Genomic DNA, 15,369 nt, shown 5'->3' on the forward strand with positions numbered 1-15,369 from the left:
TTACATGGTTTGAGAAGTCTTTTATGATAAGGTTTAGAAAGAATAAGAAACAAGAGATCATTTATGACAAACCCCGCGATTTCCATCGAAAATCTGACCAAATATTACACTGATCAACAAACAGGGGAAAAGTATTTGGCGTTGGATCATGTTAATCTTGATATTCCAAAAGGCTCTATTTTTGGGCTTTTAGGACGAAACGGGGCCGGAAAATCAACATTGATCAACACACTTGGAGGTCTTGTTCAAAAGACAGAAGGTAAAGTTGTCGTTTGGGGGCATAATATTGATCATTCCATTAAGGAAGCAAAGCATTCAATAGGGATTGTTTCTCAGGAACTTATCTTTGATCCCTTTTTTACGCCAGGAGAGATTCTTGATTATCAGGCAGGGTATTTTGGTATATTGCCTAAAGATAATAAAACAGATGAACTTTTGAAAGCAGTTGAGCTTTATGATAAAAGAGATGCTCATGCGCGGACACTATCAGGAGGGATGAAAAGACGCTTGATGGTTGCAAAAGCGATGGTCCATTCACCGCCTATTTTGGTTTTGGATGAGCCGACAGCTGGTGTTGATATTGAACTGCGTAAAAATCTTTGGGTCTATATTCGTGAGCTTAATAAAAAGGGGACAACGATTATTTTCACAACTCACTATTTGGAAGAGGCAGAGGCCTTGTGCGATAGAATCGCAATTCTAGATAAGGGCAAAGTGATGGTTTGTGAGCCAACGAAAAAGCTTTTACACATGATTGATAAAAAAATTATTCATTTAAGCCTATCAAAACCATTAAATGCTGCGCCACAAGATTTTGAAGGGGCTTGCCTGAGTTTGAAAGATGAGACAACTTTGACAATCAAATATGCACCCTCAAAAACAAACGCCTATGAGGTTTTAGAAAAAGTGAAGACTCTTGGCATCATTCCCAATGATATCACAACCGAACAGAGCGATCTTGAAGATGTATTTTTGGAGATTACCAAAAAGAAAACCTCTGCGTAATAAAGGAAAAAGTTATAGGATTAATCTGTAAACATCGTCATGGTCACTAACTATGATTTTTAGCAGATAACCGTCATTCAGAGCCACCTCCTTAAGAGGTGGCGTGGAATCTCATCTAATTAACAATTGAGCACAATTTTTATTGAGAGACTGCAGAGACTCCACGGGCTCCTGCTGGAGCCCTCTGAGTGACGGTATTTTTAACTCTTCGTCAACGAATTACGTGACCTTTACAGCAATGATGAGCACATATACCGCCCTTATTGACGATTGAAGCGATTATATCCACCAGTCTAAAAAAAGAGCCTTAGGCGGCTCTTTTTAGGAATGTTTCAAGCTTTTCAGTTGCTTCTTTGTGGTCAATATCTTCCACTGCAGCGAGTTCTCGTGCAAGGCGCTCAAGAGCAGCTTGGTAGATTTGACGCTCGCTGTAAGATTGCTCTTGTTGACCATCTTCTTTATGAAGATCGCGAACAACTTCTGCAATCGAAACAAGATCACCAGAATTGATTTTTGTTTCATATTCCTGAGCTCTACGGCTCCACATAACTTTTTTCGATTTAGAACGGCCTTGCAGTGTTGATAAAGCATCTTTGATGCGATCTTTGCTGCTGAGTTTACGTAAGCCTGATTCTTTTGCTTTGGTGACCGGCAGTCTTAGGGTCATACGATCTTTTTCAAATGTAATAACGTAAAGAGTGACTTCCATATCAGCAATCTGATGTGTTTCTACGCCTGTAATACGCCCAACGCCGTGAGCAGGATAAACGACAAAATCACCTTCAACAAAATCTGTTTTTTTACTCATTTAATTTCATCCCTTTTAAAAGCGCGACTCTCTCTCGCATAGCCTCACCCTAACATGAGAGATAGTAGTAAACGTGACGATCATGATATAAATATCGGCAGTTTTTGTTAGAATGTATCTGTTGTTAGGACGGATTAGTATATTATTAATACAATATTTTTTGTTCAAATGAAAGAAAAAAATGACATTGTGTCATAATTTTGTTGATTTTCTTAGATTTTTGCGTATGGGGGGCATTATGCGGTGTCTTTGCACCATTGCGAGAGGTAAGTCGGCGCTATAAGTTCAAGAGATTTGGGCTTGATTTTAAGGGCTTTGAAGGTTTTAGTCCCTTTAGAGACAATATTATCTTGTTTTAAGAGTCTGACTTGATCTCTTGTTAAAAGAGGTTTTGGGAAAAGCTCAAGGATAGATGCTTCAAATGAGGCAATCATCCAAGGAAAAGGCATGAGATAACGATCTTTTTTGATTGTTTTCAGCAAATAAATCATCAGATCTTTGAATGAGATAACCTCAGGGCCGCCGAGCTCATAGGTCTCCCCTTGAAGGGCAGGTGTGCAAAGAATTGTTGTCACAGCGCTTGCAATATCACCAACAAAGACTGGTTGAAGTTTTGTCTTGCCGCCGCCAATGAGAGGCAAGATAGGGCTTTTACAAGCGAGCCCAGCAAAGAGATTGAGGAATTGATCTTCAGCGCCGAAGACAACAGACGGCTTTAAGATTGTTGCTGTTTTAAAATGTTTGCGGATCGCATCCTCCCCCAAAGCTTTTGTTCGAGAATAGTGTGAAGGTGAGTGAATGTTTGACCCAAGGGCTGAGATATGGATGAAAGATTTGACCTGGTGCTGATGACATAATTCAGCCAGTCGTGCTGGGAAGAGATGATGGATCTCATTAAATTTTTGATGTCTGGTTTCATAAAGAATACCCAAGAGATTGATAACGCAATCGGCGGACGCGACAATTGCGTTCAAAAAATGCGGGTCCCGAACATCGCCAATGATAGGCGTGATCTGTCCAATATCCCCAAAGACTTTTAAGGGCAGGGCTTTTTCGAGGTTTCGAGTGACAACAATGATTTCAAAATCCTTTTGTGCAAGATCTTGAATAATGTAACGGCCAAGAAAGCCCGTTCCGCCGAAGATCACTATTTTTTGAGGCTGAGTCATTGTTTGTTCCTTTTTCAGTCTGCTTGCTGTGGGGGTGTCATTTTAATTTTTGTAATCTGATGGCGGTGACGGTTTAGAATGTCAAAACGGAATCCATAGAAATAGAAAGATTGTCCAATTTTTGGCAATTGTTGTGCTTCGTGTAGAATGAGGCCTGCGATTGTTGCTGCTTCATCATCAGGGAGTTGCCAGTCAAATTCTCGATTCAAATCGCGAATTGTCACCGTGCCATCGACAATGTAACTGCCATCTTCAGTTGGCGTAACGCCTTTGAAAGAGACATCAAGTTCATCATCAATATCACCAACAATTTCTTCTAAAATGTCTTCTAGCGTTACAACGCCCATGAAGGCACTATATTCATCAACAACCAATGCAAAGTGCTCTTTTTTATGACGAAAGGCCTTTAATTGGTCATAAAGAGTTGTTGTATCCGGGATAAACCAAGGCGGCATTGCAATTTTCATGATATTAAGGCTCTGAAGAGTTTGTTCTTTTTCAGCAATTTTAATTTCACGTAAGAGTGTTTTTGCATTGAGCGTGCCGATGATATTATCAGGTTCGCTTCTCCAGAGAGGAAAGCGGCTGAAAGGGCTTTTGAGAACTTGATCTACAATCTGTTGAATAGATTGATCAACTGAAATGGACTCCACATTCTTTCTGTGCTTCATGATGCGATCAACAGTCACATTGTCTAAGTCTAGGATTGAATGGAGCATAGCTCTTTCATCTTTCACAGCATCAATATGGCCATCATCATGCAGTTCAATGGCGCCGCGGAGCTCTTCTTCAGATTGATGAAGCGCCATTTGATCGGTTCTTGCGCCTAAAAGACGCATCAGAAAACGAACAATCCAAGCAATAGCGATTGTAAAAGGCTTTAATATGTAAAGGAGCATTTGAATGATAGGAGCAACTTTAAGCGCTGTCGAATCAGCATGGTGAAAGGCATAGGTTTTGGGCATAACTTCTGAAAAAATCAGAATGACAAAGGTCATGATAATAGTTGCATAGACAATCCCCGCATCGCCAAAATATTCGAGTAGAATTTTAGTCGCCATGGCAGATGAAAGAATATTCACAAGATTGTTCCCGAAGAGAATGGCGCCAATGAGTCGTTCTTTGTCTTTTAAAAGCTTGTTGACAAGTTTCGCTTTGAGATTTCCGCCTTTTGCAAGAGCATGCATGCGTCCTTTAGATGAGGCTGTAAGAGCTGTCTCTGCGCAGGAAAAAAGGGCAGAGAGTACTAACAAGATAACAATAAAGATGATCTCTGGATAGGGGTGATAAGGCAGAAAGAAAAGGTCTTCGATGGTCAGCTCCATAATCTTTGTGTTAAGAAAGAGTCCTTGCCTGATAGTCCTCGAGGGCTTGAAGAATCTTATGAATCATTTTACCAGGAGATACATCTTCACTGTCAACGATTATATCGGCTTGATTATAAATAGGATATCTCTCTTCAATCAGATCTTCGAGGATGTCTTTTGGGTCACCAATATTGAGCAGGGGGCGATGTTCTCTGCGTGTTGTGCGGTTGAGAATGAGTGATAGATCAGCTCTGAGCCAAATAGTCACAGCATGTTTTTTAAGAATATCTCTATTCTGTTCACTCACGAAAACACCATCACCGGTTGAGATAATTTGATGCGGCGTTTTGACAACACGTTTGAGGACTCGTTCTTCAAGAGCTTGAAGTTCTTCATAGCCATATTGTTCAAAAATGTCTTGAATGGTAATGCCTGCAGCGCCCACAATTTCCTGATCTGTATCGATAAAAGGCATGTGTAATTTTTTTGAAAGAAGGCGGCCCAAATGGCTTTTGCCGGCGCCCATAATGCCTACAAGTGCGATTGATTTATTTATTTTCCATTCAAATTCAGTCATTAGGGCTCTTATAGGTTTTTGTTGTTATGCGTCTACTTTACTCTGTCTTTTGTAAAAAAATAGTTTTAAGATGTGAGGCGAATCATTCTACCAAATTTTTTGGAAAATAGATATGCCTCATGAAAATTTTTATTATTTAGATCGTTTTTTAGAAATGTTACTCTCAGAAAGGGGCGCATCGCCTCATACAATTGAGGCTTACCGGAATGATTTATCAAAATATTTTGCCTTTTGTCACGCCTCAAAAAAATCATGTCTTGAATCGGACTTAGAGCATCTACGTGCCTTTTTAGAAGAGCAGCATCAACAATCTCTGTCTGAAAAAACACGGGCGCGCATCACAACATCTCTCAAGCAGTTTTATTTATTTCTCTGTTCAGAAAATTTGATCACTGACAATCCGGCGGCTTATTTAGAGTCGCCGCGCCTTAAAAAAACACTCCCGAAAGTCCTTGATGAGACCTCTGTTGCAAAATTACTTGAGGTTGCAGCCTCAGATCAGACGCCTAATGGATTGAGGCTTTATGCGCTTCTTGAGCTTTTATATGCAACTGGGCTTCGGGTGACCGAACTTGTGAGCCTTCCTTTGTCAGCCTTTCAAGAGAAGGGGCGATATTTGATTGTGAAGGGGAAAGGTCAACGCGAACGAGTTGTTCCCTTATCTGAACCAGCGCAAAAAGCAATCAGTGCATACTTGCCCGTGCGCGGTCTTTTTGTGAATCCGGCGCTTGAAAAAAAGGGAGCTCACTTTTTATTTCCATCGCCTCGATCAGAGACAGGTTATTTAACGCGTCAAGGTTTTGCACAGTTGCTTAAAGAGCTTGCTTTAATGGCTGGCCTTAATCCTGCTGTGGTCAGTCCTCATGTCTTAAGGCATGCTTTTGCAAGTCATTTATTGCATCACGGGGCTGATTTACGCATTGTGCAGAAGTTGTTAGGGCATGCGGATATTACGACGACAGAGATTTATACGCATATTCAACCAGAGCGATTGACAAAAATAGTTGAGGATTTTCATCCTTTGAGTAAGGAGTAATACCAATCGCCAGATTAAATCAGACAAACGGATTTGAAAATGGCGTTGGTAGGAGTGGCGTCCCCGAGAGGATTCGAACCTCCAGCCTACAGATTAGGAATCTGTCGCTCTATCCTACTGAGCTACGGGAACCCATTTATTACTTTCTCATATGTGGTGATTTTTGTAAAGTGGGTCTAGTATTGTTTTTAAGGGTTTAAAATTATGTTGTTGTCACTAATGATGATTTTTGATTTTGAGAATCGTCACTCAGAGCCCTCCTTCAGGAGGGCGTGGAGTCTCTTGGACACAACAAACAAGTGCTGTTTATGTTGATATTTTGCAGAGATTCCACGCCACCTCTTAGGGAGGTGGCTCTGAATGACGGGTTTTTAGGGTGAACATCGCAACAGGTCTGATCATTCTAAATCGCCAAGTCAGCAATTTCTTTGACGAATTGGAAAACGCCTTTAAGGCTTGATTTGCGATCAGGCCAGCTGCGAATATAGACCAGGCGATGGTCAGGTCTTAGTTTGACAAGCCCAAGCTTGGATTGAATAAATTGGATGAGCTTTTCAGGCCTTTTGAATTGATTGTTTCTGAAGCTGATAATGATTCCTTTTGGCCCTAACTCTAAGCGCGAAATGCCAGCGTAACGACAATATTTTTTGAGAGAGATCACTTCAAGTAAATTGTTTACTTCTTCAGGCAGAGGGCCAAAACGATCAACCAATTCTGCAGCAAAAGAATCAATCTCTTCCTCTTCAACCAGGCTCGACAGACGTCTATAAAGGCTAAGTCTTGTTGTTAAATCTTCAACATAGATATCAGGAATGAGAACAGAGGCACCTAGCTGAATTGTTGGCGCCCAATCATGTTGATCTTTCATTTCAACGCCAGGCCTTTGGTGATGTCTTGCTTCTTCAACCGCTTCTCTCAGCATCTCTTGATAGAGTTCAACACCAACTTCTTTGACATGACCAGATTGCTCTTCGCCGAGCAGATTGCCTGCGCCTCTGATATCCATGTCATGACTTGCAAGCGTAAAGCCAGCGCCTAACGAGTCAAGCGTCTCAAGCACATGCAACCTCTGTTTGGCAATAGGGGTTAGAATCATGTTGTTTGGATAGGTTAAATAGGCGTACCCTCTTTGTTTTGATCGGCCAATGCGCCCTCTCAATTGATAGAGCTGGGCAAGTCCAAAGAGATCAGAGCGATGGATAATAAGTGTATTGGCATTTGGAATATCAAGGCCCGATTCAACAATGTTTGTGGCAAGTAAAACATCATAATTGCCTTGATCAAATTCATTCATCACATCTTCAAGTTCAGCTGCAGGCATTTGACCATGTGCTTTGACAAACCGAACCTCTGGCGCAATTTCCATGAGACGTGCGGCCACATGATCTAAGTCTTGAATGCGTGGACAAACATAGTAAGTTTGTCCGCCTCTAAAGTGCTCCCTTAAGATTGCTTCGCGAATGATAAGACGATCAAAGGGCAAAACAAAGGTTCTGACAGCAAGGCGATCAACTGGGGGTGTTGCAATGAGGCTCAGATCTTTCACACCAGTCAGAGAAAGCTGCAAGGTGCGCGGAATGGGGGTTGCAGTAAGGGTAAGGACATGAATGTCAGTTGCGATTTCTTTCAGGCGTTCTTTTTGTTTGACGCCGAATTTTTGTTCTTCATCGATGATGAGAAGCCCCAGGTTTTTGAAGGACAATGAGCTGCTTAAAAGGGCATGTGTTCCGATGATGATATCAACCTCGCCCTTTGCAATGCCTTCTTTTGTCTGTGCCATTTGTTTTGGTTTAACAAGGCGAGACAATTGCTCAATCCGGAAAGGAAGACCCTCAAATCTTTGTTTGAAAGATCTGAAATGTTGGCGTGCAAGGAGAGTTGTTGGCACGACAACGGCGACTTGGCGGTTTGAACTTGCGACTAAGAATGCAGCTCTGATCGCAATTTCTGTTTTGCCAAAGCCAACATCGCCGCAAATGAGACGATCCATAAGCTTTCCAGTTTGCAGATCATTCATCACATCATCAATTGCTTTGATTTGATCTTCTGTTTCATCAAAAGCAAAACGAGCCTCAAACTCTTCGTAAATGCCTTCAGGGACAGGTGTTGGCTCAGCCTTTTGGAGCTCACGCTGGGCTGCAATTTTTAAAAGGGCATCTGCCATATCCATGAGGCGCTTTTTAACGCGCGCTTTTCGGGCTTGCCAGGCAGCACTGCCTAATTTGTCAAGTTGTTGATTTTCAGAGCCCGTTCCATAGCGGCTGAGCAGTTCTAAATTTTCAACGGGTAGAAAAAGCTTATCATCATCGGCATAAAGGATTTTCAAGCAGTCATGCTGAGTGTCATTGATTGTGAGTGTTATGAGGCCATCATAACGTCCTAAGCCATGCTCTTGATGGATAACCAATTCACCGTTCTCAAGCGTATCAATTTCTTGGATAAAGTGATCTGCTTTTCGTTTCTTTTTGACAGCGCGTAAAAGTCGATCGCCCAAGATATCTTGTTCAGAAAGCATCACATGAGTCTTTGTTTCAAACCCATGATCAAGGGGCAAAGACAAAAGACAGATTGCATCTGTCTTCGTTTGAGGCAGATCTTCAATTTGATTGATGTCGATCACATGCGCGAAATCATGTTCTGAAAGCAAATGTTTTAAACGACTGCGTGATCCTTCAGAATGGCTTGTGATTGCAATGATTTTCCCGTCAGTTTGTTTTGTTTTGCAATATGTTTTGAAAGCTTCGAACAGATTGATATCAGGCCTTGTTCGTTCAACAGCAAAATTATAGCTGCGCTGCGCCCCTGTATCGATATAGTTTGTCATGAATTGAATGGGTGCGCATTGTGACAGAAGAGCATGGATGTCTTTATCGCTGAAGTAGTGTTGCTCTTTCGGAATAGGGCGATAAAGTTCTGCACTATCCATTTTTGTTTCAATCGCCAGAGCATCAAGACGTGCCTGATAGAAGTCTTGAATTTGCTCAAGGCGCATTTGTGTTGCCTGGAAGAAATCTGGATCAAGGCTCGTTGTAAAGTGTGAGGGCAGATAGTCAGTAAGCGCATGCATTTTCTCATAAAAAAGGGGAAGCCAATGTTCAAGGCCAATGATTTTGCGCCCTTCTGTCACAGCATGATAAATTTTATCGCGCGGCTGAGGCATGCCAAATAAGGATCTGTAAGCCTCTCGGAACCGGTCAATTGTCTCAGCATTCATGAAAATTTCTGACGTTGGGCCAAGTTGTAAATGCGAGGCTTCATCAAGGGTTCGTTGAGAGAGTGGATCAAAAATTTTGATCTGTTCAATTTCATCACCAAAAAGATCAAGCCGATATGGATTTGGTACAGAAGGCGGGTAAATATCGATGATGCCGCCTCTGATCGCATATTCGCCTATTTCGCGCACTGTTTGAACGCGGTTATATCCATTTTGCTCAGCAAAGGCACTCAAGGCTTTGAGATCAAGAGTCTCCCCCTTTTTGGCATAGAGGCCTTTGGTTTTGAGGTATGAGGGAGGCAGAATTTTTTGTGCAAAAGCATGGGATGTTGTGAGAACCAAAATAGGATTTGTTTGTTTTTTGTCTGCGAGATGGATGAGCCTATTTAAGGCCTCGAGCCTCTTGCCGACAAATTCATTTTTGGGTGAGCTTCGATCATAAGGAAGACAATCCCATGCCGGAAAAGTGAGAATTTCTGTTTTCGGATTTAAAAAAGCAATCCATCTTTCAAAATGAGCCATTCTTAAATCATCCGCGCAAATATGGAGATGGATTTTGTGTGTGGATTTTTCCAGAAGATCGGCAAGATAAAAGGCATCATAGCCTTCAGGTAGGCCATAAATTTTTTGAATTCCCTCCATCGACGAATTCAGAAGATCCGATGATTTTTGTGAATCTGCACACATGTTCACACCTTAAAACGAGTGGATCAGAAGTTCAAGAGGAAAAATTTCCCACAGGCAATCCTTTTTTGTGGTATAAAGAAAGTAAGGGGAGAGATGTGCAACTGTAAAAGTCATATAATTTCTTGATGAAGGGTTGTAAGAGCAATCTATGAATATCGTCATGGTGAGGAGCGACTTGTCGCGACGCGACCATCCAGAAATCTTTCAACCGATCTCTTTCGTTGATCATTCAGGACTGGATCCTCGCGCCTTCGCTGTGCTCGGCTCAGGATGACGGATCAGGCTTGATCATCGTTTTCCAACCAGGTCTCAATTAACGCAATATCTTCCAGATCTTTTGGTCTTGCCATTTTGCGTTTGAAATAAAGAACATGCTCAAGGGTTACAAATGAGAGTTCATCGATAAAATCAGCGCTTGCAATCATCTCAGAAACGGTTGGTTTTTCTGGATCTGAGGGAAATGACTCTTCACAGAAAAACTCAATCTCTTTATCTGGAGAGATAATTTTTTGGACACTATTCGATTCAGAAATGCCATATGTTTCGGCTAATTGTGTCCAAAGTGTTTGACTAACGATGATGTCAATATCGCCGATTGTGCGAAGACCTCTGATCCCCATAGGGCCAGAGCCTGTGATGGCATAGTCTCCATGGGGGAGATGATAAGATCGGATCAAGTCGAATTTTGTCTTATTGGTCATTTGATTCAAGCGTTGTTGTGATCTGTTTGAGCTTTTCGATCATGTCTGCTTTGATACGGAAGCTTGCAGATCTCTCGTGTTTTTGATCATCGGTGCGATGGCTTGCAAAGATGATTTTATGATCACCCTTTTCGGCCCAACCAACGAACCAGCCTTGCTGAAGATCGGTTTGAGCTTTTCGATCAGGGGTAAATTGGTTACCCATGCCTGTTTTACCATGGAGCTTCCAGCCATTGGGGAATGTTTCAAGATAGGTGATATTCTTGGTTATATCGACGGCTTTTTGACTGACAGGCAATTGATAACTGAGAAGTCGTGTTAGGAAATCGATTTGACCTTGTGGGGTGATTTGAAGGGCGTTTGAAATCCATAAAGGTTTTTCTTCAAAGCCTTTTAATTTTGTGGTTACTTTATTACCATAATTGAATTTTTGGATATAGGCATGGAGCTTATCTTCTCCCATTTCGCTCACGATAAATTGGGAATACCAAACAACAGAGTTTTTCATAAAACTTTGTGGTGTGTGTGGTTGCCTCCAGACCTCAAGCCAATCTTCATAGCCTTCTTTGAAAGGTACTTCTGGATGGGTCTCATCAATGAGGATGCCTTCGTTATAGCCCATGAGGCTTAAGGCGAGCTTAAAAGTTGAACAAGGAGGAAAGCTGATCTTACAATTGCCTTCTTCAAGAAGGATTTTGTCTCCCTCTTTCACGAGGTAACAGTTGTCATCGGCAAAAGCAGGGGTGCTAAAAAAGAGTGCCAAGAGGGCAGGTATAATAAGTTTTTTCATAATGCTCGTCCTTAAAAAAATGTTTTTAATTGGGCAAGGGATTCTTCAGTGCCAAAAGGCAGGTTAATGCAAATAAGACCAGAACCTTGCATTTGGTTTTCATCAGACTTTGAGAAAAGGATCTCTTGATGCCAATATTTCGGCAGATTAGCACTCTCTAAGAGTCTTGTCAATTCGTGATGATGAGCAGCTTTTAAAATGGGATACCAGAGTAGAATGGTGGCCTCCGCCCATTTGCGATGAAGTTTTAAGATGAACTCAGCAGCCTCCTGATATTCCGTTTTGACTTCATAACTTGGGTCAATAAGAACAAAACCACGCCGGGGCGTTGGCGGTGAGAGAGCCAAAACCCCTTCATAGCCATTTCTTTTGTGGATGTGAATATTGGGAGCATCCATGTTTTCTTTGAGCGCTGCATATTCTTGAGGATGCAATTCCATCAAGATGAGCTGATCGAAGTCTCTGAGTGAGAGCTCTGCAATCAAAGGGGAGCCAGGATAAAAATCAGGGCCAAGATCATATTTCGTTTTGGCGAGAATCTTGGCATAGGGATGATCTTTAGGTATTGCCATCTCATTGGTGAGCGCAATAATGCCTTTTTCAGCCTCGCCTGTTTTGAGTGCCTCAGGTGCGCTTAAATCATAGAAGCCACGAGCTGCATGGGTTTCCATATAGGTAAGAGCTTTGTCTTTTTCAGTCAGCTTATGGAGCATGATTGAAAGTGCCGCATGCTTATGAACATCAGCGAGGCATCCTGCATGGTATGAGTGCTGATAAGAGAGCATTTATTGACCTGAGAATTCAGCGGTGAGGCGCTCTACGGCTTCATCTTCGACTTTTTCAAAAAGCTTTTGTGTTGGCTTCATCACATGGCCTTTCTTGAAATAGCTAAAGTTGAGGCCTTCTTGCAAAGGCGTATGAGCGAGGTTTTCTGCAGTTGGATCGTTCAAGATGCCCAAAATCTTTTTGGCAGAATCAGGAATAATCGAGTGGCTTGTGATTGCAAAAAGACGCATCAGATGCACGCAATGAATCAGAATGTGCGATGCTTTTTCTGGGTCCGTTTTCATATGCGACCAAGGCTGAGCCTCGGTAATATACTCATTGCCAAGAACCCACAGCGCTCTTAAAGATTGAAGTGCATGGCGGAATTTCATATGAGATAGGTGTGATTCAATCTCTTGAGTCAGGTGAAGTGCTTTTTGATAGAGATCTTGATCAATGTCAGCAGGGGTGAATTGATGCGGAATGGTTGCCTCAAAATATTTCTCAAACAGAGACAGCGCCCTGTTACAGAAATTGCCAAGAATATCAGCCAAATCTTTGTTCACGATGGCTGCAAAATGAGCAAAGGTGAAATCGGAATCTGATGTTTCAGGGCAGTTGGTCATCAAATAATAGCGCCAATAATCAGCAGGATAAAGTTCGATCGCTCTGTCTGTGAAAAGGCCGCGCTTTTGGCTGGTTGAGAATTTTCCTTTTTCATAATTGAGCCAATGGAATCCTTTGATGTAATCAACTTGATGAAAGCCCATGTCGGCACCAAAGAGAACACCCGGCCAGAAAATTGCATGGAAGGCAATATTGTCTTTTGCCATAAATTGTGTGTATTGGACATTGTCAGAATTCATCCACCACTCTTTCCAAAGATCAGGCTTGCCGATTGATTCTGCCCAATCCATTGTGATGCTTATATAGCCGTTTGGGGCATCGAACCAAACATAAAAAACTTTGTCTTCGAAGCCTGCTTCAGCTACAGGGATTCCCCATTTTAAATCGCGCGTAATGCATCTGGCTTGAAGCCCTTCGCCAAGCCATTTCTTTGCTGTGCCTTTCACAAGATCAGGCCAGTCTTTCTTTTCAGCGATCCAATTTTCCATTTTGGTTTGAAGTTTGGTGAGGTCCAAAAAGAAGTGCCTTGTTTCTTGCAGTTCAATATCTTTGCTGCCGCTGATTGACGAGTAGGGATTCAGCAAATCTTCTGGTTCAAGAAGTGTTCCGCAGCCATCACACTGATCACCACGTGCTTTTGCAAAGCCGCAGTGAGGACAAGTGCCTTCGACATAACGATCCGGTAAGAAACGTCCATCAGCGTGCGAGTAATATTGGTGAATCGCCTTTTCAAAAATAAAGCCATTTTGCTTCAGGTGCTGGAAGATCTCTGTTGTAATCTTGTGGTTTGCAGGCGATGAACTTCTGCCGAAATGGTCAAATTCAATATCGAATTTTTCGTAGATCGATTTTTGCAATTCAAACATATCATGACAATAGTCAGCAATTGGCCTTCCAGCTTCCGCAGCTGCGATTTCAGCTGGCGTTCCATGCTCGTCCGTTCCGCAAATAAAGAGAACATCTTTTTGTTCTTGACGTAAGAATTTTGCATAGACATCAGCGGGCAGAATAGAGCCAACGAGGTTGCCTAAATGTTTCACCCCATTAATGTAGGGAAGAGCGCTGGTAATGAGATATTTTTTTTCCATGAGAAAGTCCTTGTCACTTATGTTAAAATTCAATGAGTTTATTTATACAATAAGTGAAGAGGTAACGCTATTGTTTTTCTGAAGTGGTTTGAAACAGTGTGTATGTAAATGATCTTAGTTAGAAAAAGGTGATAAATGATGAATTGGATATAATTGGGTATAAATGGATATTTTTCTTGATATTGGATACGAATCGGATATAATTGGGTATAAATGGATATTTATAGGTAGTCAATGTTCCAGGTTAAAAACATCACAATTACAACAGAAATCCTTAAGTTTATAAGTGAGATAGACGTATTTAAAGGTAAATGGCAGGCAACGCAGGATTTGGCACCAGATCGCTTAAGTAGCTTGAAACGTATTGCAACCATCGAAAGTGTTGGATCTTCAACTCGTATTGAAGGAGCAAAGCTTACTGATGAGCAGGTAGAGCGCCTGCTTTCTAAACTTGAACAGAAATCGTTCACAACCCGTGATGAGCAGGAGGTGGCAGGTTATGCAGATGCCATGGATATAGTTTATGGAAGTTATGCTCAGGTCTTATTAACTGAAAACCATATTAAACAATTACACGGAATCTTACTGAAATATAGTATTAAAGATGAAGAACATCGAGGTACATATAAGAAGATCACTAACCATGTGGAAGCATTTGATGTTGATGGGAAAAGCCTCGGTGTTGTTTTCCAGACGGCCACTCCCTTTGAAACGCCTTCGATGATGCGAGAACTCGTGGAATGGTATAATGCTCAGATCAATGAAGAAGCTCAGCATCCGCTGTTGTTGATTGGTGTTTTTGTCGTTGTATTTCTGGCCATTCATCCCTTTAAAGATGGGAATGGCAGGCTGTCACGCATTTTGACCACTTTATTATTACTGCGTGCTGGATATTCTTATGTACCTTATAGTTCTATGGAAACAGTTATTGAAGCGAATAAAGAAAATTATTATTTGGCGCTGCGTAGAACTCAGCAGACGATACGTGCTGAAAATCAGAATTGGGAGGCGTGGTTATCTTTCTTTTTAAAAACAATGGTCAGACAAAAAGATAACCTTGCTCAAAAAGTGAGAGAGGAGCGTTCTTTACGCGACATGCTGCCAGCCCTGTCACGTAGCATTTTAGAACTAGCTCTTTCTCGTGGTGAGATTACCGTGCGTGAAATGGAAAATGTTACACAGGCCAATCGTAACACAATAAAACTGCATTTAAAAAAGTTAGTTGAGCAAGAATATTTGGCAGCAGTTGGTAAAGGGCGTGGTTCATTTTACAGGATTAAATAATCACCATTCTGCAGATAATAGCATTTTCTCCATTATCTGCAGAGACAGGGTTTTTGTGTTGGGTTGCCTTATGAAAAATTTTGAATGACTAACTGTGCCCATTACCTGTCATTCCCGCGAAGGCGGGAATCCATTAAAAACAATAACTTAATTTAGGTTTTGTTGAGAGGTTTCCTGGATCCCCGCCTTCGTGTACAGACCGGAGACATAGGTAACGAATGTGCGGGGACATAGGTAACGAAAATTGATAAACTTTACGGCAAAAATGGGAGATCTAAAATGCCGTGGTTAGCAAAAGGAGTTATCGAAGT

At 41.7% G+C, this 15,369-nt stretch carries 12 protein-coding genes and 1 tRNA gene; 3 read left to right on the top strand and 10 right to left on the bottom strand.

Annotated elements, in window-relative coordinates; all coding sequences use genetic code 11:
• Positions 1 to 63 precede the first annotated feature (63 nt).
• Positions 64 to 1,005, top strand: coding sequence for an ABC transporter ATP-binding protein (locus tag KBF71_03880; protein ID MBP9877456.1), 942 nt, complete (start codon positions 64 to 66; stop codon positions 1,003 to 1,005).
• A 307-nt stretch (positions 1,006 to 1,312) separates the two neighbouring features.
• Here the strand turns inward: KBF71_03880 and KBF71_03885 are convergent, their stop codons facing one another.
• From KBF71_03885 to KBF71_03900, 4 genes are all read right to left on the bottom strand, one after another.
• Positions 1,313 to 1,813 carry a CarD family transcriptional regulator gene (locus KBF71_03885; protein MBP9877457.1) on the bottom strand — a complete coding sequence of 167 codons (501 nt, stop codon included), beginning with the start codon at positions 1,811 to 1,813 and terminating at the stop codon, positions 1,313 to 1,315.
• Between the two features lie 236 nt (positions 1,814 to 2,049).
• Positions 2,050 to 2,982 (bottom strand): complex I NDUFA9 subunit family protein, encoded by a 933-nt coding sequence (locus KBF71_03890; GenBank protein ID MBP9877458.1) that lies wholly within the window; start codon positions 2,980 to 2,982, stop codon positions 2,050 to 2,052.
• A 14-nt stretch (positions 2,983 to 2,996) separates the two neighbouring features.
• The gene (locus tag KBF71_03895; GenBank protein ID MBP9877459.1) at positions 2,997 to 4,307 is read right to left on the bottom strand and encodes an HlyC/CorC family transporter; all 1,311 of its coding nucleotides are present in this window, start codon (positions 4,305 to 4,307) and stop codon (positions 2,997 to 2,999) included.
• A gap of 10 nt (positions 4,308 to 4,317) precedes the next feature.
• Positions 4,318 to 4,866, bottom strand: a complete 549-nt coding sequence (locus KBF71_03900; GenBank protein MBP9877460.1) for a shikimate kinase — start codon at positions 4,864 to 4,866, stop codon at positions 4,318 to 4,320.
• A gap of 112 nt (positions 4,867 to 4,978) precedes the next feature.
• Between KBF71_03900 and KBF71_03905 the strand changes: the two genes are divergently transcribed.
• Complete coding sequence (locus tag KBF71_03905; protein MBP9877461.1) at positions 4,979 to 5,902, top strand: tyrosine recombinase; 924 nt, start codon at positions 4,979 to 4,981, stop codon at positions 5,900 to 5,902.
• A 55-nt stretch (positions 5,903 to 5,957) separates the two neighbouring features.
• Here KBF71_03905 and KBF71_03910 read toward each other — a convergent pair.
• The 6 genes from KBF71_03910 to metG all read right to left on the bottom strand — a co-directional run bounded on the left by KBF71_03910 (position 5,958) and on the right by metG (position 13,774).
• Positions 5,958 to 6,034: transfer RNA gene (locus tag KBF71_03910), tRNA-Arg, on the bottom strand.
• 271 nt (positions 6,035 to 6,305) lie between these two features.
• Positions 6,306 to 9,758, bottom strand: coding sequence for a transcription-repair coupling factor (gene mfd / locus KBF71_03915; GenBank protein MBP9877462.1), 3,453 nt, complete (start codon positions 9,756 to 9,758; stop codon positions 6,306 to 6,308).
• 323 nt (positions 9,759 to 10,081) lie between these two features.
• Positions 10,082 to 10,504: a hypothetical protein gene (locus KBF71_03920; GenBank protein ID MBP9877463.1), complete on the bottom strand. Its 423-nt coding sequence runs from the start codon at positions 10,502 to 10,504 to the stop codon at positions 10,082 to 10,084.
• Positions 10,494 to 11,294 carry a class D beta-lactamase gene (locus KBF71_03925; protein ID MBP9877464.1) on the bottom strand — a complete coding sequence of 267 codons (801 nt, stop codon included), beginning with the start codon at positions 11,292 to 11,294 and terminating at the stop codon, positions 10,494 to 10,496. The genes KBF71_03920 and KBF71_03925 overlap by 11 nt, the downstream gene beginning before the upstream one ends.
• Positions 11,295 to 11,305: 11 nt before the next feature.
• On the bottom strand, positions 11,306 to 12,079 hold the full coding sequence (locus KBF71_03930) for a 23S rRNA (adenine(2030)-N(6))-methyltransferase RlmJ (GenBank protein ID MBP9877465.1): 774 nt from the start codon (positions 12,077 to 12,079) through the stop codon (positions 11,306 to 11,308).
• Complete coding sequence (gene metG / locus KBF71_03935; GenBank protein ID MBP9877466.1) at positions 12,080 to 13,774, bottom strand: methionine--tRNA ligase; 1,695 nt, start codon at positions 13,772 to 13,774, stop codon at positions 12,080 to 12,082.
• 234 nt (positions 13,775 to 14,008) lie between these two features.
• Here metG and KBF71_03940 point away from each other — a divergent pair, with 234 nt between their 5' ends.
• Positions 14,009 to 15,058 (top strand): Fic family protein, encoded by a 1,050-nt coding sequence (locus KBF71_03940; GenBank protein ID MBP9877467.1) that lies wholly within the window; start codon positions 14,009 to 14,011, stop codon positions 15,056 to 15,058.
• Positions 15,059 to 15,369 lie beyond the last annotated feature (311 nt).

It is taken from the genome of Alphaproteobacteria bacterium, from assembly GCA_018063245.1.
GTDB lineage: Bacteria > Pseudomonadota > Alphaproteobacteria > JAGPBS01 > JAGPBS01 > JAGPBS01.

Excerpts from the sequence above, each read along its gene's own strand:
- KBF71_03925 (MBP9877464.1), bottom strand. The coding sequence starts at position 11,294 with ATGAAAAAACTTATTATACCTGCCCTCTTGGCACTCTTTTTTAGCACC.
- KBF71_03905 (MBP9877461.1), top strand. The coding sequence starts at position 4,979 with ATGCCTCATGAAAATTTTTATTATTTAGATCGTTTTTTAGAAATGTTA.
- KBF71_03885 (MBP9877457.1), bottom strand. The coding sequence starts at position 1,813 with ATGAGTAAAAAAACAGATTTTGTTGAAGGTGATTTTGTCGTTTATCCT.
- KBF71_03890 (MBP9877458.1), bottom strand. The coding sequence starts at position 2,982 with ATGACTCAGCCTCAAAAAATAGTGATCTTCGGCGGAACGGGCTTTCTT.
- KBF71_03920 (MBP9877463.1), bottom strand. The coding sequence starts at position 10,504 with ATGACCAATAAGACAAAATTCGACTTGATCCGATCTTATCATCTCCCC.
- KBF71_03930 (MBP9877465.1), bottom strand. The coding sequence starts at position 12,079 with ATGCTCTCTTATCAGCACTCATACCATGCAGGATGCCTCGCTGATGTT.
- KBF71_03880 (MBP9877456.1), top strand. The coding sequence starts at position 64 with ATGACAAACCCCGCGATTTCCATCGAAAATCTGACCAAATATTACACT.
- mfd (MBP9877462.1), bottom strand. The coding sequence starts at position 9,758 with ATGGAGGGAATTCAAAAAATTTATGGCCTACCTGAAGGCTATGATGCC.
- KBF71_03895 (MBP9877459.1), bottom strand. The coding sequence starts at position 4,307 with ATGGAGCTGACCATCGAAGACCTTTTCTTTCTGCCTTATCACCCCTAT.
- metG (MBP9877466.1), bottom strand. The coding sequence starts at position 13,774 with ATGGAAAAAAAATATCTCATTACCAGCGCTCTTCCCTACATTAATGGG.
- KBF71_03900 (MBP9877460.1), bottom strand. The coding sequence starts at position 4,866 with ATGACTGAATTTGAATGGAAAATAAATAAATCAATCGCACTTGTAGGC.
- KBF71_03940 (MBP9877467.1), top strand. The coding sequence starts at position 14,009 with ATGTTCCAGGTTAAAAACATCACAATTACAACAGAAATCCTTAAGTTT.